Annotated in this window: 17 protein-coding genes and 1 pseudogene; 8 read left to right on the forward strand and 10 right to left on the reverse strand. The window is 62.5% G+C overall.

What is annotated here, in order from left to right; genetic code table 11:
* The first annotated feature begins 110 nt into the window (after window positions 1-110).
* Genes EI171_RS30630 through EI171_RS30640 form a run of 3 tightly spaced genes read left to right on the forward strand, consistent with a single transcriptional unit; the run spans window position 111 to window position 3,313 of the window.
* The gene (locus EI171_RS30630) at window positions 111-1,799 is read left to right on the forward strand and encodes an aspartate:alanine exchanger family transporter (RefSeq protein WP_161535524.1); all 1,689 of its coding nucleotides are present in this window, start codon (window positions 111-113) and stop codon (window positions 1,797-1,799) included.
* Between the two features lie 11 nt (window positions 1,800-1,810).
* The gene (locus EI171_RS30635; protein WP_028171961.1) at window positions 1,811-2,704 is read left to right on the forward strand and encodes a S9 family peptidase; all 894 of its coding nucleotides are present in this window, start codon (window positions 1,811-1,813) and stop codon (window positions 2,702-2,704) included.
* A 30-nt stretch (window positions 2,705-2,734) separates the two neighbouring features.
* Window positions 2,735-3,313, forward strand: coding sequence for an invasion associated locus B family protein (locus EI171_RS30640; protein WP_161535525.1), 579 nt, complete (start codon window positions 2,735-2,737; stop codon window positions 3,311-3,313).
* A gap of 21 nt (window positions 3,314-3,334) precedes the next feature.
* Here the strand turns inward: EI171_RS30640 and EI171_RS30645 are convergent, their stop codons facing one another.
* Together EI171_RS30645 and EI171_RS30650 are read right to left on the reverse strand one after the other, a co-directional pair.
* Window positions 3,335-3,841 carry a response regulator transcription factor gene (locus EI171_RS30645; protein WP_028171963.1) on the reverse strand — a complete coding sequence of 169 codons (507 nt, stop codon included), beginning with the start codon at window positions 3,839-3,841 and terminating at the stop codon, window positions 3,335-3,337.
* Window positions 3,842-3,888: 47 nt separating this feature from the next.
* Window positions 3,889-4,521 carry a response regulator transcription factor gene (locus tag EI171_RS30650; protein WP_161535526.1) on the reverse strand — a complete coding sequence of 211 codons (633 nt, stop codon included), beginning with the start codon at window positions 4,519-4,521 and terminating at the stop codon, window positions 3,889-3,891.
* Between the two features lie 326 nt (window positions 4,522-4,847).
* Here EI171_RS30650 and EI171_RS30655 point away from each other — a divergent pair, with 326 nt between their 5' ends.
* On the forward strand, window positions 4,848-5,531 hold the full coding sequence (locus EI171_RS30655) for a helix-turn-helix domain-containing protein (RefSeq protein WP_161535527.1): 684 nt from the start codon (window positions 4,848-4,850) through the stop codon (window positions 5,529-5,531).
* A 137-nt stretch (window positions 5,532-5,668) separates the two neighbouring features.
* On the opposite strand, the gene EI171_RS30660 is transcribed toward EI171_RS30655, so the two are convergent.
* The 3 genes and pseudogenes from EI171_RS30660 to EI171_RS30670 all read right to left on the reverse strand — a co-directional run.
* Window positions 5,669-6,112, reverse strand: coding sequence for a potassium channel family protein (locus tag EI171_RS30660; protein ID WP_011086249.1), 444 nt, complete (start codon window positions 6,110-6,112; stop codon window positions 5,669-5,671).
* A 59-nt stretch (window positions 6,113-6,171) separates the two neighbouring features.
* The gene (locus EI171_RS30665; protein WP_011086248.1) at window positions 6,172-6,522 is read right to left on the reverse strand and encodes a phasin; all 351 of its coding nucleotides are present in this window, start codon (window positions 6,520-6,522) and stop codon (window positions 6,172-6,174) included.
* 17 nt (window positions 6,523-6,539) lie between these two features.
* Window positions 6,540-6,665: pseudogene (locus EI171_RS30670) on the reverse strand (alpha/beta fold hydrolase); the annotation flags it as partial.
* Between the two features lie 101 nt (window positions 6,666-6,766).
* Here EI171_RS30670 and EI171_RS45920 point away from each other — a divergent pair.
* The 4 genes from EI171_RS45920 to EI171_RS30690 all read left to right on the forward strand — a co-directional run bounded on the left by EI171_RS45920 (window position 6,767) and on the right by EI171_RS30690 (window position 8,945).
* The gene (locus EI171_RS45920) at window positions 6,767-6,937 is read left to right on the forward strand and encodes a hypothetical protein (RefSeq protein WP_236842214.1); all 171 of its coding nucleotides are present in this window, start codon (window positions 6,767-6,769) and stop codon (window positions 6,935-6,937) included.
* A gap of 228 nt (window positions 6,938-7,165) precedes the next feature.
* The gene (locus tag EI171_RS30680) at window positions 7,166-7,819 is read left to right on the forward strand and encodes a CoA transferase subunit A (RefSeq protein WP_011086246.1); all 654 of its coding nucleotides are present in this window, start codon (window positions 7,166-7,168) and stop codon (window positions 7,817-7,819) included.
* Window positions 7,820-7,822: 3 nt separating this feature from the next.
* Window positions 7,823-8,473: a 3-oxoacid CoA-transferase subunit B gene (locus EI171_RS30685; RefSeq protein ID WP_161535528.1), complete on the forward strand. Its 651-nt coding sequence runs from the start codon at window positions 7,823-7,825 to the stop codon at window positions 8,471-8,473.
* A 13-nt stretch (window positions 8,474-8,486) separates the two neighbouring features.
* On the forward strand, window positions 8,487-8,945 hold the full coding sequence (locus EI171_RS30690) for a MaoC family dehydratase (RefSeq protein ID WP_011086244.1): 459 nt from the start codon (window positions 8,487-8,489) through the stop codon (window positions 8,943-8,945).
* 29 nt (window positions 8,946-8,974) lie between these two features.
* Here EI171_RS30690 and fabI read toward each other — a convergent pair whose 3' ends face one another.
* The 5 genes from fabI to EI171_RS30715 all read right to left on the reverse strand — a co-directional run bounded on the left by fabI (window position 8,975) and on the right by EI171_RS30715 (window position 15,347).
* Entirely contained in the window at window positions 8,975-9,763 is a 789-nt protein-coding gene (gene fabI, locus EI171_RS30695) for an enoyl-ACP reductase FabI (protein ID WP_011086243.1), read from the reverse strand.
* The gene (locus EI171_RS30700) at window positions 9,760-10,974 is read right to left on the reverse strand and encodes an acetate/propionate family kinase (RefSeq protein WP_161535529.1); all 1,215 of its coding nucleotides are present in this window, start codon (window positions 10,972-10,974) and stop codon (window positions 9,760-9,762) included. Before EI171_RS30700 ends, fabI begins: the two co-directional genes overlap by 4 nt.
* Window positions 10,975-10,979: 5 nt before the next feature.
* Entirely contained in the window at window positions 10,980-11,942 is a 963-nt protein-coding gene (locus EI171_RS30705) for a phosphate acetyltransferase (protein ID WP_161535530.1), read from the reverse strand.
* 29 nt (window positions 11,943-11,971) lie between these two features.
* Window positions 11,972-14,191 carry a TerB family tellurite resistance protein gene (locus EI171_RS30710; RefSeq protein WP_011086240.1) on the reverse strand — a complete coding sequence of 740 codons (2,220 nt, stop codon included), beginning with the start codon at window positions 14,189-14,191 and terminating at the stop codon, window positions 11,972-11,974.
* A gap of 64 nt (window positions 14,192-14,255) precedes the next feature.
* The gene (locus EI171_RS30715) at window positions 14,256-15,347 is read right to left on the reverse strand and encodes an AI-2E family transporter (RefSeq protein WP_028171974.1); all 1,092 of its coding nucleotides are present in this window, start codon (window positions 15,345-15,347) and stop codon (window positions 14,256-14,258) included.
* Window positions 15,348-15,399: the final 52 nt, after the last annotated feature.

Raw genomic sequence — 15,399 nt, forward strand, 5'->3', positions numbered from 1 at the left:
GGCCAAAAGACGCCGCAGCGAGGATGGCTTGGGATTGATCTAAATCAAGCAGTCGCCCGGTTCCCGGGCGCGAATTCGACGTCAATCATTTCGCCCGGGAATTTGCGATCATGGATACTGTCAGGTGGATCATTTCCACCGCTCCGGAGATCTTCCTGCTGCTTGCGGTTGCCATCGGCACCATGCTTGGACGCGTCAAGATCCACGGCTTCGCGATCGGCACCACGGCCTGCATCCTGATCGTGTCCGTCCTGATCGGACAACTCGGCACCTTTACGTTCCCCGCGCTGCTGAGGATCGTGCTGTTCAGTCTCTTCGTATTCACGATCGGTTACAAATCCGGACCGGAGTTTTTCGCCTCGTTGAGTGTCCGCACCCTGGCCCAAGTTGCCATGGCGCTCGTGCTCGGCGGGACTGGTCTCGTGATCGTGCTGGCCTTTGCGTTCGCCTTCAAGCTCGATCCCGGCACGGCATCCGGGCTTGCGGCTGGCGCGCTGACGCAGTCTTCCGTGATCGGCACGGCCTCGGGCGCGCTGGCGCAGCTCGGATTGCCGAAGACCGTGCTGGAGCAACCGGAAGCGAATATCGCAGCGGGATATGCCGTCACCTATGTGCTCGGCTACATTCTGACACTGCTCTACGTCCCCTTCGCGGCGCCGAAACTGATGGGGGTCAATCTCAAGGACGAGGCGAAAAAGCTCGAGGTCGAGCTTTCAGGTGGCGCGCCGCCGAAGACCGAGAACCTATCCTATCGCAAGTTCCAGGCTCGCGCCTATCGCGTCACGGCTGCGGCCGGCCGAACCGTCAAGGCGATCGAGGAGGACATCGGCAGCCGCACGGTGATCGAACGGATCGTGCGCCAGGGCGCCGATATCGAACCGCGTCTGGACACCGTGCTCGAGGCTGGCGACGACATCGTCATCGCCGGTCGAACTGCCGCCATTGTCGCCGCCAAGCCGATCATCGGCACCGAGATCGATGCCGACGAGATCCTGAAGGCGATCCCCGGCAATGTGCTTGACGTGCTGGTGGACAACCGCAACCTCCACGGCCGATCCATCCGGGATGTGGCCGATCGCATCGGCGGCGATGCACGCGGTGTGTTTTTGCGCGCCCTGACGCGGCATGGGCGCGAAGCCCCGCTGAGCGCGGACACGCGTGTCTATGTCGGTGACGTCATGACGCTGGTCGGCAGCACCCGCAACATCGAGCGCGCGGCGAAGCAGGTCGGGCAGATCGTGCGCTCCGGCGACCGTACTGACATTGCCTTCCTTGCGGCGGGTATTGCCGCCGGGCTGCTGGCCGGGCTCGTCAGCTTCAAGGTCGGCGGCATCGCGCTGACGCTCGGCGGCGGTGGCGGCGCACTGATCGCGGGTCTCCTCTGTGGCTGGCTGCGCTCGCGCCGGCCGACGATGGGCGCAATGCCGCCGGCCGCGCAGCAGACGCTGAGCGATCTCGGCCTCGGTGGATTCATCGCGGCGATCGGCCTGGCCAACGGTCACGCCGCCTGGGTCGCGATCCAGGCGCACGGCCTGTTGCTGGTCGGCATGGGCCTCGTGGTCACACTGGTGCCGCTGGTCGTCGCGACGCTGTTTGCCTATCACGTCCTGCGCATGAACCCGGTCATCACCTGTGGAGCCCTCGCCGGCGCCATGACGGTCGATGCAGCCGTGACCGGGGCTTGCGAGATCGCCGAGAGCCAGACGCCGGTGCTCGGCGTTGCCGTGCCTTACGCCGTCGGCAATGTGGTTCTGACCGTGCTCGGGCCGATTATCGTAGCCTGCACCTTTGTTGGCTGAGGGAGGACGAAATGCAGCCACGGACGTGGATCCAGCCGCTACTGGTGGTCGTGCAGCTGCTTGCGTCCTCCTTGATTGCACCGTCATGGGCCGACAATGAGGCCGCGTCGCGCCGCATCCAGGAGGAAGTGTGGGCATTGCCGTTACCGTTGCCGATGTTCGCCTACGTCGTTCGACCCGTCGGCGATGGCCCGTTCCCGCTCGCAATCATGAACCACGGCGTATCGCTCGACCCTAAACAGCGCAGCTTCTTTCCACTCGTCGAGTTCCGCGACGCGGCGAAATGGTTCGCAAGGCGCGGCTACTTCGTGGTCGCTCCCGTCGGCACCGGTTACGGCGCCTCAGCCATCGATATTCCCGAACGCGGACTCTATGGACCGTTCTTTTCCAAGGTCGGCAAGTGCTCCAATCCCAATTTCCATGACGCCGGCCTCGCGGTGGCACAGGTCGACCTCTGGATCATCGATTTCCTGGCTGCCGAAAAACGCATCACACCGAAGGATGTCGTCGTTGTCGGTCAGTCTGCGGGCGGCTGGGCATCCATCGCGCTTTCCAGCATGAACCCGCCGCAGATCGGAGCGATCATCACCTTTGCCGCTGGCCGCGGTGGGCGTGTCGGCGGCAAGCCGAACAATAATTGCGCCCCGGATAAACTGGTCGAGGCGACGATGGATTTCGGTCGCACCTCCCGGGTGCCGATGCTGTGGATCTATATCGAAAATGACACGTTCTTCGGCCCCGCGTTGTCGAAGCGGATGCATGAGGCCTTCACCTCGGCCGGGGGCAAGGCGCAATACCATCTGGTTCCGCCGTTCGGCGATGAGGGGCATTTCTTCGTCGGCTCGCCGGATGCCATTCCGATCTGGTCGCCACTCGTGAGCAGATTTCTCGACGAAATCAAATAGACGACGCGCTCGATTTCCGGAGGCGACACAATGGCACGCTCACATCGTCAATCCATCCGGATGACACGCAATCACGCGACCGCGCAGTTCGCGCTTCTGCTGCTCGTCGCCACCACCACCATGCCGGCCTCCGCCGAGATTTCACCGCGGGGGCAGCGCATGGCGAATGATATCAAATACGGCGACTGGCGAAAACTATGCTTCAAGCCGGGCGGCGCCAAGACCGTGTGCCGGACCTCGATCACCGGCACGTTCGACACGGGGCAGACGGCGGTTCGGTTGGACTTGATCGAACGTGAGGGCGACCGCACGGCACGGCTCCAGATGTTCGTGCCGGTCGGCATGTTTGTCCAGGTGCCCGTCAAGCTCACGGTCGACAAAGGCAACACCTATGCCGTACCGTACACATGGTGCCTGAACAACGCCTGCATAGCCGCCGATGTGGCAAAACCCGGCCTGATAAGGGAGATGGAAACGGGCAAGACGCTCGCGCTGGAGGTTATCGACCCCAACATGCTGTCGGTTACCGCCTCCCTGCCACTTGCTCAGTTCGCATCTGCTCACAAGGGGCCGCCGGCCCAAACGTTCGACCAGCAGATCGACGAATAGCGCGCAGCTGACTTGTCCAGCCTAGCTGCCCCAGGCTCTCTCCACACTCTCGATGAGCGAGGCCGCGGCAAAGGGCTTGGTCAAATAGGCGATGCATCCCGATGCAATTGCCGCCGCGCGGCTTTCGTGAGTGTCGTTGCCGGTGACAAAGACAATCGGAACCTGGACCTGCTGTTCCGCAAGCCAGCGTCGCAAATCAATTCCAGATTCTCCATCCAGATTGATATCCAGAATGATACAGAATGCCTGCTGAAAGTTGCCATGATTTACCAGCGCCTCGGCGGATTCGAACAGCTTTGCCTCGAAGCCGTGCTCCTGCAGCAGCCGCTTCATGCTCCTGCGCATGGAAGGGTCATCATCGACAACGAAAATGGACTTGCGGCGCTGCAAGTGGCTCAACTCCATACAGGGAAAGCTTGGCAGAACACGATGGACTTGCGTGAACGCGTCAAGCGCCTCGCGGTTCTTCGTCTCCCGGGGAGCCAACACGTCGGCTTGTTGAAATACCCCTCTCAGGGAGATTTCCATTGACCTTTGGTGCAAGTCACAGGGGGAACCTGCGAATTAGTTATCGCCTAGCCGTGTGAGCCGCTCTCGGGATCCAGCATACCAAGCAGCTGCGCCGTTGAAACCAGTTCCGCGAGCGAACTCACCTGCATCTTCTCCATCACCTGGTGTCGATGTGCTTTGACCGTGCGTTCGGTCGTTCCCAATTCATACGCGATCTGCTTGTTGATCTTCCCACGCACAATGAGGTCAAACACCTGCCGCTCGCGTGGCGTCAGCGACGCGACATGAGCGCGACGCGAATCGAGCCGGCTGCGCAGCCCGCGCGCGGTCTCCTGTTGTGACAAGGCCCGCTCGATCGCTTCAATCAGTTGCCCCGACGATACCGGCTTGGTCAAGAAATCCTCGGCGCCGGCCTTGATCGCCCGCACAGTCGTCGCGGTATCGGCGTGTCCGGTGAGAAACACGATCGGGACGGTCGATCCAAGCTCACTAAGACGTTTCTGTAGATCCGGTCCGCTCAGGCCCGGCATCTGCACATCGAGGAGGATGCAGCTCGGCAGCTCTTCGCGGGGCAGATGATCGAGCAGGTCCTGCGAGGATGCATAGGTCGCGACGTCGTAGCCCGCAAGTTTAAGCCGACGCTCGATCGCTGTTCGAAACGAGGCATCGTCGTCGACCACGTGAACAAGGCCGGGCAATGGACCCTCTCTGCTTCCTGCAATCTGCTTTAACCGCTTACCTAACACCTGGATGGGCTTGAGCTCTAGCCATCCCGTTAATGCCGAAGGTTTCGCAGGCCGGAGTTTGTGGCGCGAAGCTTGATCCGACGCAGGAGCCCGCTCTTCTCATTCCGCGCATCCATCCCACCGACCTGTCCCTTGGTACAATGAACCATGAGACAATGGTGAAGAATACGGCGTTAGTCGTAAACCGACCCGAGCCGGAGTGCGACATCGGCGGCACCTCTCCTGGCGAAATATCAGCCTGGCAGACCAATTCAGCGATCAGTTGAGGAGTTGGGCCTATGTTTGTTCGCATCACGACAGACGCGTCTCCCCGCCCCAATTCGCTCAAAGACCTCGGCATGACGAGCGATTCAAATCCAATCGTCAGTTTAAACGAATTTACATATAAAAAGGGCACTGAGATCTACGGCGAGAAGGAACCTGCAGATTACGTCTACCAGGTCAAGTCTGGTGCAGTGCGAAGCTATAAACTCCTGTCGGACGGTCGCCGGCAGATCGGCGCCTTCCACCTCGCCGGAGACATTTTCGGACTTGAGAACGGCAGCGAGCATCGGTTCACCGCCGAGGCGATCGTGGATACCACCGTCCGGCTGATCAAGCGGCAAAGCCTGGAGCTGGTGGCGGAGAGCGACGCGATGGTCGCGCGCAACTTGCTCAACATGACGACCAGCAACCTGCAACACGCAGAGGACCACATGCTCCTGCTCGGCCGGAAGACGTCCTTGGAGCGCGTCGCCGCTTTCCTGCTCGAAATGGACAAGCGGCTCTCCGGGGTCAATGTCATGGCACTTCCGATGTCCCGGCGCGATATTGCCGATTACCTCGGCTTGACGCTGGAGACCGTCTCGCGGGCGATATCGCACCTTCATGATCTCGGCGTCCTCGGCTTCATCGGCAATACCCAGCGCCAGATCATGCTGCTCAACCGGCAGCAGCTCGCCAGTCTCGACCTGCAACACTGAGCGCCTGAGAGCGGGCACTTACCTGCGTCTTGGCTGCCGCAGAGTGGCCTTGTCGGCAAGCGGTAAAAGCTGCACACCACACTGGCTAGCGCCAATGTTGCAGTCGATCCATGGAACTGCCATTCGTCAGCATCAGATCACCTGCCGTCCGGCAGCCTCGTCACTCCGAGATCGTCGAGCGTCTTGCGCAAGACCTCGAACAGGACTGCGGTCGACCAGCCGAACATCAAGATGCCGTTCATCGCGGTCATCGGACCCGTCAGCCGCCACGCCTGTATGGGCGTGATGTCGCCGTAGCCCAGCGTGGTGTAGTTGACGAAGGCGAAATAGATCAGGTCGCTGCCGGCAGGCGCGGCACCGACCAAGGCATAGGCCAGCGCCCAGACCAGAACCTCCATCGTATGCGCCACCATCAGCGCCGACGCTGTTGCGACCATGACGGCCATCAGATGCAGCCGGGGCCACGCATCATGCCGCAGCCCGGCTGTGCGGGCGATGCCGATGGCTCCCACCGTCACCAGGGCGTGGATCATGATGTTGATGACGCTGACGATCGCGCCGACGATGAATTGAAGCGCCATTGTGCTCGCATGGGCAAGGCGGACGGCTGTTCATCGCCTCACGCCTGGGTTCAGTCCATTCAGTTTTTGGGCGTGAACGCGCCCGTCGCCGCCTTCATGGCCGACTCGCCCATGCTCCTGGCCTGATCGGTCAAGGCCTGCATCTGCCCCTGAAAGAATTCGGACTGAAGCTTGAGCGCGTCCTGAACGTCCTTGGCTTGAACGAGCTTGTCGCCAAAGTCGAACGTCGCGCTGGCGTTGCGCTGCATGAAACTGCAAAACTGCTTGGCCTGGTCCGCGATCGGTAGCGGCGAGGAACTGAGCCCCCGCTCCAGCAGCTCAAAATACTCCGCATTGGCCTTTCGCAACCGCACAAGCGCTTCGGTGAGCATCCCGCGGATGTTCTCGGCGGATGGATTGATCTCTGCCATGACGTTACTCCCTCTGATTATGCCGCGAGCCCCCCGAACCAGGCGCCGAAATAGCCGGCGTAGAGGGCCGGCACTTCCAGGTTCATCGAATGTCCGATGTTTGGGACGACCACGAGCCGGCAATCCGGCATCGCCTCGGCCATGGCTAGGGAGCTCGACCGGGGGAGGCTTGATCTAACTCAATGGAATTCGTTGGCGGAGCTTCAAAACACCTTTGCGGTTTCCGGGGATAACCAATCTACCTTTGGCCCTGCCGATCGATCTTGCGACGCTGGCCCACGCCGTTCACGCCGGAATCCGCCCGGCCTCCCTGCTGCCGCCAGGCGCCAATGCGAACGATGCCTTCGTGTCGGCATTGCGCCGCATCGAATTCGGGAGCGGCCGGCTGCTGCAGGCGCAAATTTTCTCTTCCTGAAGGGCGAGAGCCTTGTGCCGTTTCGCGACGCCGTCAACGCGGCGCTTGAGCGGCGCCACGCGGAAGTCCGAAGACTATGGGCAGAAGCCCTTGAGAGCATAGGCATCACCACCCGGCGTGGGAACGATGAGAAGCCTTGACGCAGATCAAAGGAGCGTGCCGACCGCTCGCCAACATCGTCTCACCGTCGCCTTCCTTTGATCGCCTTTGCTGACTGGAGTTCCCATCATGAGGGCCGTTTCCGTCGAAGAAGCCGTCGCGATGATCCCGTCCGGTGCGAGCATCATGGTCGGCGGCTTCATGGGCGTCGGAACGCCGGAGCGCCTGCTCGACGAGGTTGTGCGACAACACAAGACCGGTCTCTCGGTCATCAGCAACGACGCGGCGACGCCCGGAAAAGGTGTCGGCAAGCTGTTCGACGCGGCTCTCGTCTCGCGCCTCATTGCGACCCATATCGGCCTCAATCCGAAGGCGCAGCAGCAGATGCTGGCCAATCAGATCGCCGTCGATCTCATTCCGCAGGGCACCTTCGCCGAGCGCATTCGCGCAGGCGGGTGCGGCCTCGGCGGTGTGCTCACACCGACAGGCGTGGGCACCCTCGTCGCCGAAGGCAAGCGCCAGATCGAGATCGACGGCAGGCCATTCCTGCTCGAGACCGCGCTGCGGGCGCAGTTCGCCCTGGTCCACGCCTTTCTCGCCGACTATCTCGGCAACCTCTCCTACGCGCTCACGGCACGCAACTTCAATCCGGTCATGGCGATGGCGGCCGACACCGTGATCGTGACAGCGGAGCACATCGTGCCCGTCGGCGTCATCGCACCCGACCACGTGCTGACACCGGCGCCGCTCGTCGACTACCTCATTACGAACCCGAACGGGTGAAACATGGACGCACAGGAGATCATCGCGAGGCGCGTCGCGCAGGAGCTTCATTCCGGCGACCTCGTGAATCTGGGGATCGGCATCCCAACGCTGGTCGCCAACTACGTTTCGCCTGATCTCAAGGTGTTCTTTCAGTCGGAAAACGGTTTGATCGGCACCGGACCAATCCCCGAGCAGGGGTTGAGCCACCCCCTGCTGACGGACGCGGGCGGGCGCCCGATCAGTGCGCTGCCAGGTGCCAGCACATTCGACAGCGCGATGTCGTTCGGGTTTATCCGCGGCGGCCATGTCGACGTCAGCGTCCTCGGCGGCCTGCAAGTCGATGCGCTGGGCCATCTCGCCAACTGGATGATCCCCGGCAAGATGGTGCCGGGCATGGGCGGGGCCATGGATCTCGTCAGCGGCGCCAGGCGGGTCATCGTCGCCATGCAGCACGCGGCGAAGGGCAAGTCCAAGATCGTCGCCAAATGCTCTCTGCCCCTGACATCGGCGCGACCGGTGCACCTGGTCGTGACCGACATGGCCGTGATCGCGTTCCCAGACGGCAGGGCCACCCTGCTGGAGACCGCGCCCGGCATCAGTGTCGGCGAGGTCATGGCGGTGACGGACGCCGAACTTGTCGTACACGACAAGATCCCGGAAATGAAGATCTGAGCAGGTGACCGACATGCGGATATTCAGCGACTTCAGCGAAATCAAATCTGCCGTCGGCACCGAGATCGGCGTCAGCGACTGGGTCGAGGTGACGCAGGATCGCATCAACCAGTTTGCCGAGGCGACCTGCGACCAGCAGTGGATCCATGTCGATCAGGAGCGCGCCAGGAAGGAATCGCCCGGCGGCACCACCATCGCCCACGGCCTGTTGTCGCTTGCACTTGCACCGCTCTTCATTCGATCGGTGATGGGCCTCAAGGGCCTACGCAACACCCTGAATTACGGCGCAGACCGGATAAGATATCTGGCACCGGTGCCAGCGGGCTCGAAGCTGCGCGGCCGTGTCACCGTCGCCGAGGCCGAGGACGTTCCACCCGACGGCCTGCGCGTGAACTACCATCTCGTGATCGAGATCGAAGGCGGCAAGAAGCCGGCCTGCGTCGCCGAGCTGATCGCACTGCACTATCGCTGAGCGGCGCACGAGGCGCCCGTCGTTTTCGTTCAGTCGATGATGTGATATCCACCGTCGATATAGAGCACGCCACCGGTGATCAGCTTGGCGCCGTCGAGTGCCAGAAACGCCGTGGCATTGCCGACATCGTCGATGCTGACGAGGCTGCGCGCCGGCGCCTTCGATTGAGCCTTGTCCATCAGCTCGTCGAACTCCGGGATGCCCGACGCCGCGCGGGTGGCGAGCGGTCCCGGCGAGATCGCGTGCACGCGGATGCCCTTCGGCCCCAATTCGGCGGCGGCATAGCGAACGGCTGCTTCAAGCGCCGCCTTGGCCACGCCCATGATGTTGTAGTTCTCCACGACCATCTGGCTGCCATAGTACGTCATGGTGAACATCGTGCCGCCGTTCTTCATCAGCGGCTCGGCGAGATGCGCCATGCGCAGGAACGACCAGCAGGAGACGTCCATCGTCTTCAGGAATCCGTCGCGGCCGACATCCACCACGCGGCCGTGCAGCGCCTCCTTCGGCGAGAAAGCGATCGAGTGCAGCAGGAAATCGAGCTGGCCCCATTCCTTCCCGATCCGCTCGAACACGGCCTCGGTCTGCCCCTCCACCATGACGTCGAGCGGCATGAAGATCGGTGCCTCCAGCGCCTGCGCGAGCGGTTCGACGTGCTTTTTGGCGCGGTCGTTCAGATAGGTGACGGCGAGTTCAGCCCCGAGCCCACGAAACGCCCTGGCGCATCCCCAGGCGATGGACTGGTCGTTGGCGACACCGACGATGAGGCCTTTTTTCCCCTTCAGGGCAACCTTGGTATCCGGGAACACGGGAATCATGACACCCTCTCTTGTCTGGGGTTGGTCGATGGCGTGTTGACCAGCAGCGCCAGCGTATGCTGTGCGATCATCAGTTCCTCGTCGGTCGGCACGACATAGACGGGAATGAGACTGTCGGGACGCGATATCAGCCGCCCGTTGCGGGAATTCTCGGTCGGATCCAGCTTGACACCGAACCAACCGAGCTGCTCGGCCACGCGGGCGCGTATGCTCGCGGAATTCTCGCCGATGCCGGCGGTGAAGACGAAGGCATCCAGGCCCTGCAACGCAGCCGCAAGCATCCCGGCGTTGAGGCCGATCCGATACACGAAATAGTCGATCGCCAGTTTCGCCTTGGCATCCTGGCTGGCCTCGAGCTCCCGCATATCGTTGCTGACGCCGGACAGTCCCTTCAGTCCACAGTCGCGATAGAGGAAGTTCTGCACGTTCGATGCCGACATCCCCCTTTCCGAGATCAGATAGAGCACGACCCCGGGATCGATCTGGCCGGGGCGCGTTCCCATCGGAAGCCCGTCCAGCGCCGTGAAGCCCATGGTACTTTCGACGCTCTGTCCTCCCTTCAGCGCGCACATCGAGGCGCCGCTACCGAGATGGGCGACGATCACCCTGCCCTTCGCAACGCCGGGCGCGGTCTGCGGCAGGGTCTTCGCGATGTATTCGTAGGACAGCCCGTGAAAACCGTAGCGCCGCACGCCCTCGGCGTGAAGCTGATGCGGGATCGCATAGTGATCTGCAACTGCACTATGCGTGCGGTGAAATGCGGTGTCGAAGCAGGCGACCTGCGGCAAGGTCGGGAAGCCCGCGAGGATCGAGCGGATCGGCGACAGGTTGTGCGGTTGGTGCAGCGGTGCGAGGCTGACGAACCGTTCCAGGCGGGCGACGACGCCGTGGTCGATCAGCACCGGCCGGTCATACTCGGGACCGCCATGCACGACACGATGTCCGACGGCGATGGGGTGAATACGAAGCTCGTCCCGCAACCATTCCCCGGCGACGCCCATCGCGGCCGGAACATCGGGGACCGTCTCGATCGGGTAGGCGCGGTCGGCGAGCGGATCGCCATTCGCGCCGCTCGCCCTCAACCGTGGGCGGCTGCCGATGCCGTCCATCTGGCCCTTGAGCTGCCGCCGCAGCCTGCCCTCTCCCTCGACCGAAAAGACCTGGAACTTGACGCTCGAGGAGCCCGCGTTGACGACGAGGATCGTATCCATGATGGTCACGCAGCAACTGTCGGGGCGTGTTGACGCCGGGCATTGGCATAGAGCGACGCCACCGCGCAGGATGCCATGCGCGCCCGCGGCGAGTCCGCCCGTGACGTCAGCACGACGGGCACCCGGGCGCCGAGCACGATGCCGGCGCCGTCGGCCTTGGCAAAGTAGGCCAGATTTTTTGCCAGCATATTGCCCGATTCGAGGTCGGGAACGACGAGGATCTGAGCCCGGCCGGCGACCTCGGACTTGATGCCCTTGATGCGCGCGGCTTCGGGATCAATGGCATTGTCGAACGCGAGCGGGCCGTCGAGCACGCCGCCGGTGATCTGCCCGCGATCAGCCATCTTGCAGAGCGCGGCCGCCTCGATCGTCGAGGGAATCTTGGACGTCACGGTCTCCACCGCCGAAAGGATTGCCACCCGCGGCGTCTTGCCGAATCCGGCCTCGTTGTAGAGATCGATGGCGTTCTGGATGATGTCGCGCTTGGCGTCGAGATCGGGAAAGATGTTGATCGCGGCATCCGTCACAAGCAGGGTTTCGGCATAGGCAGGCACGTCCATCACGAACACATGGCTGATACGGCGTTCGGTGCGCAGGCCGCCGACTTTTGCGGTCACCGCGCGCATCAACTCGTCGGTGTGAAGACTGCCCTTCATGAGCATTTCGCCCTTGCCTGCGTGGATCAGCTCGACACCTTTGGCGGCTGCCTCTTCGCTATGTGCGGCGTTGACGATCTCGAAGCCGGAGATGTCGAGGCCACACCTGCGCGCGAGATCGCCGATCTTGCTCGCGGGCCCGACCAGAATCGGCCGGATGATGCCGGCCTCAGCACTCTCAACGGCGCCGCGCAGCGAGGTTTCATCGCAAGGATGCACCACGATAGTCGGAACCGGCGGCACCGCCTTTGCTGCCGCAATCAACCGGTCATACTTGCTGGGAGACTGCGTTTGCCTTCCTTCGGTTGACATGATCTCGCTCCCAATCCCTCCAGACAGACTTACGATGCCTTCGCCTTTGGATCGAAAGGGGCGACGTTCGATTCCCCTTCACCTGTATCGACGCCGAACAACGTGGCGACGCGCCGCAGGCGACTTGCGCGTTCCCCCGCGATCTCGCCGCTTGCGGAGAGCACCTCGCGTATCGCCGCGAAGGCCGCACGCCGCTGGTTGACATCCTCGGGCAACAGCTTCTGAATGGCTGCCAAGGCACCTTCCCGATCGATCAGCAGCATGAAGAACTGCTCGCGGACCAGCATCTTGAACTCCGGAAGCGTCATTCGCTGTCCACTGTAGTCGCGACGGATCCGGCGCAGCGCCTCAATGCTACGCTCATCAACCATTCCCCGCGCCGACCCGATGTAAAGCAGACTGCGAATGGCCGCCTCGCGCAGGCCGCCCTCGCCGATCCCGGATTTCAGCTGCGCGACCCGCTTCTCCAGCATGGCGCGATGCTCGGCTGACATTTCGCGACGGCGCGACGGCTCGGACTTCGGATCGATCCCGAGCGCAGTCTGCACCGCCGGCGAGCCATAGAGGTTGAGAAAGATCGCTTCGCTCAATGCCTCCTGTGCGTCACGCCAGCTGTCGAGTGCGTGAACGATCTGCTTGGACATCTGCTCCTGAAACGCAAGGAACGGATTGTCTTGGGCGACCGGCTTGCGATTGTCCTCGATGTCCTCCGCGGCCGACTTCACCGCCGTCATCCACGGATTTTGGCTGCTCAGCGCCTCGTACTGCAGCCGCAGGGGATGCAGGTTGCGCATCGTCTCTGCCATCTGCGGCGTGACCAGCGTCTTGATCCAGGGCTGCACGAACTTCTGGTAGGCGGCAAGGTTAAGCTCCGAGACGCGTTTGGCGGCAGCGAAGCGCCGCTCGTCCTCGGGCGAATTGCCACCCATGGCGCGGATGTCGCCGAGCGTCCGCGCCTCGCAGCGCATCACCCACTGGCCGACCACGAGATCGGAACTCGTTGTCTCCTCGCCCTTGGCCTCGAATGTCGCCTCATAGAGCCCCGGCGGCAGCACGTCGATCAGGTCGATGTTACTCGAGAACTCAGCGTGCTCTTTCTTGGCGACGCCGCCGGACACGAAGATACCGAGATGCCCAATGCTCTTGTGGACGGTATAGACGATCGTCTGCCCATAGGCCCTGATCTCATCGACGTCCGCATAGCAATCCAGAATCCAGTCCAGCGCCTGTTGCGGCGGCGTGACGTTGTCGCCCTCCGAGCAGAACACCACGATCGGCGACTGAATATTGCGCAAATCCACCCTGCGGCCGTCGGACATCTCGATCTTGCCGGCGGCGAGATTATTGCCGATGAAGAGCTCGTCGACGATGAACTGGATTTCCTCGGCATTCAGGTTGACATGCCCGCCCCACCATCGCTCGAACTCGAGATAGCGGTTCGCCTCGGTATCGACCTTGGAATAGACGTTGTACTGCTTGGTCCACAGGGTGTTCGATGGATTCTGGTTCTCGAAGTTCTGCACCAGCCAGGCACCGTCGAACTTTCCGGCGCCGAGATCGCTGGTCAGCGCGGTGAGCCAGCTTCCACCCAAAAGGCCGCCGGAATAACGCATCGGATACTTGCCGTGCACGCCCGCCCAATAGGCAAGCGGCGCCCCCGCGATGATCAGCGGCCCGAACAGTTCCGGCCGCAGTGACGCCAGGATCATGACGGCCCAGCCGGCCTGACAATTGCCGATCACGCAAGGCTTTCCGTCCGCGTCCGGATGACGGCTGATGACCTTTTCGATGAAAATGGCTTCGGCGCGCGCGATGCGTTCGATGGTCTGACCGGGCATCGGCTCCGGCAGGAAGCCGATGAAGTAACAGGGATGCCCGGCCTTCATCGCGACGCCGATCTCGCTATCGGCCTTGAAGCCGCCGATGCCCGGGCCATGGCCCGCGCGCGGATCGATCACGACAAACGGCCGTCGCTTGAGATCAATCTCCACGTCCTTGGGCGGGATGATACGGACCAGCGCGTAGTTGACCGGCTCGTCCAGCTTGCGGCCGTCCATAATCAGTTCCGCAGCGTATTGCAGGACATGCGGCGCCGTCTGTGCAACGTGCTCCCGGTATTGATCGCCGCGCTGGCGCATGATGTCCAGGAACAGCACACTCCGCTGGCTCGCGTCGACCATGTATTCCACGGCCGAAGCCACAAGTCCGGACAAGGGGCCGCCCGGCAGGTTGGGATTTTCCATTGACATGTTCCGACCTCGTCGTCGCGCGACGTCATCCAAGGCGCTCCGAGGCGTCCGACATTGATTTAGGTCAACGGTCGATGGTCGCCTGCGACGCCGCGCTGGCGCGATCGGTCCTGATCCAGGCCACGGTGAGCTCCCAAGCCACCGACAGGACAATAGGTCCGATGAAAAGGCCGACTATTCCGTGGCCCAGCGTTCCGCCGATCACGCCGATCAGGATGACGAGCGCCGGCGTCGTCAGGCCGCGTCCCATCACCAACGGTTTCAGTATGTTGTCGAGAATGCTGACGATTCCGAGGAACAATGTCAGCAGCACTGCGACAGTGACATCCTTGTCGGTCCAGATCCAGATCATCACGGGGAGCATGATGATGGCTCCGCCGATCTGCACGATGGAGAGCAACAGCACCAGGAGCGCAAGCAAGCCGGCGATCGGAATGCCCGCCAACTTGAAGCCGATACCGGCCAGCAGCGCCTGAACGACGGCGATGCCGATCACACCTTGGGCTACCGCACGGATGGTCGCGCCCGCGAGATCCAGGAAGTGCTCGCTCTGCTCGGGCACGATCCGCGACAGGAAGCTCCTGCCCGCCGCCACGAGCTGCGGTCCATAGGGAAACAGGCAGCCGGCGACGACGACCGACAGCAGGAACTTGATGGTGCCCACACCGGCATCGCCCGCGATGCCAAGGAGCGTACCCGCGAACGGCTTCAGATACGGCGCAATCCGTTGCACGACCGAACGGAGATTGGTCGAGGCTTGATCCCAGAACTCGTAGAGCGGCGTTCCGATCAGCGGCCAGGTCTTGATCGCTGCGGGCGGTGAAGGGATGACCAGATCGCCCGCGGCCAGCTCACCGGCGAAGTCCCTGATCCCGTCCACCGCACCGAGACCTAGCCAAGCCGCCGGCCCGATGACAATGGCGAGATTAATCGCGGTGAGAAGCCCCGCCGCGAGTTTCGCCCTGCCTCCCAGGATTTTGGCGAGCACGAGGAAGATCGGATTGAACGCAACTGCGAGCACGAGGGCCCAGACCAGAATCGTAACGAACGGGCGGATCAGATACAAAGTCCAGAAGATCAACAGAGCGAGCAATCCGAGCCTGATCACGAGCTGGATCACGTCCTCTCCGGTGAGAAGCTGGCGAAGTGTCTTCAAGGCCGTGTCCAGATCTAGTCCAAAGGCAGCGTAGTCGGCGCTTTAGCGTTGC

This window comes from Bradyrhizobium sp. LCT2 (assembly GCF_009931255.1).
Taxonomy (GTDB): Bacteria; Pseudomonadota; Alphaproteobacteria; order Rhizobiales; family Xanthobacteraceae; genus Bradyrhizobium; species Bradyrhizobium diazoefficiens.

What these genes read in the sequence shown, in the direction of transcription:
- EI171_RS30630 (WP_161535524.1), top strand. Translation starts at nt 111, where the DNA reads ATGGATACTGTCAGGTGGATCATTTCCACCGCTCCGGAGATCTTCCTG.
- EI171_RS30635 (WP_028171961.1), top strand. Translation starts at nt 1,811, where the DNA reads ATGCAGCCACGGACGTGGATCCAGCCGCTACTGGTGGTCGTGCAGCTG.
- EI171_RS30640 (WP_161535525.1), top strand. Translation starts at nt 2,735, where the DNA reads ATGGCACGCTCACATCGTCAATCCATCCGGATGACACGCAATCACGCG.
- EI171_RS30645 (WP_028171963.1), bottom strand. Translation starts at nt 3,841, where the DNA reads ATGGAAATCTCCCTGAGAGGGGTATTTCAACAAGCCGACGTGTTGGCT.
- EI171_RS30655 (WP_161535527.1), top strand. Translation starts at nt 4,848, where the DNA reads ATGTTTGTTCGCATCACGACAGACGCGTCTCCCCGCCCCAATTCGCTC.
- EI171_RS30660 (WP_011086249.1), bottom strand. Translation starts at nt 6,112, where the DNA reads ATGGCGCTTCAATTCATCGTCGGCGCGATCGTCAGCGTCATCAACATC.
- EI171_RS30665 (WP_011086248.1), bottom strand. Translation starts at nt 6,522, where the DNA reads ATGGCAGAGATCAATCCATCCGCCGAGAACATCCGCGGGATGCTCACC.
- EI171_RS30680 (WP_011086246.1), top strand. Translation starts at nt 7,166, where the DNA reads ATGAGGGCCGTTTCCGTCGAAGAAGCCGTCGCGATGATCCCGTCCGGT.
- EI171_RS30685 (WP_161535528.1), top strand. Translation starts at nt 7,823, where the DNA reads ATGGACGCACAGGAGATCATCGCGAGGCGCGTCGCGCAGGAGCTTCAT.
- EI171_RS30690 (WP_011086244.1), top strand. Translation starts at nt 8,487, where the DNA reads ATGCGGATATTCAGCGACTTCAGCGAAATCAAATCTGCCGTCGGCACC.
- fabI (WP_011086243.1), bottom strand. Translation starts at nt 9,763, where the DNA reads ATGATTCCCGTGTTCCCGGATACCAAGGTTGCCCTGAAGGGGAAAAAA.
- EI171_RS30700 (WP_161535529.1), bottom strand. Translation starts at nt 10,974, where the DNA reads ATGGATACGATCCTCGTCGTCAACGCGGGCTCCTCGAGCGTCAAGTTC.
- EI171_RS30705 (WP_161535530.1), bottom strand. Translation starts at nt 11,942, where the DNA reads ATGTCAACCGAAGGAAGGCAAACGCAGTCTCCCAGCAAGTATGACCGG.
- EI171_RS30710 (WP_011086240.1), bottom strand. Translation starts at nt 14,191, where the DNA reads ATGTCAATGGAAAATCCCAACCTGCCGGGCGGCCCCTTGTCCGGACTT.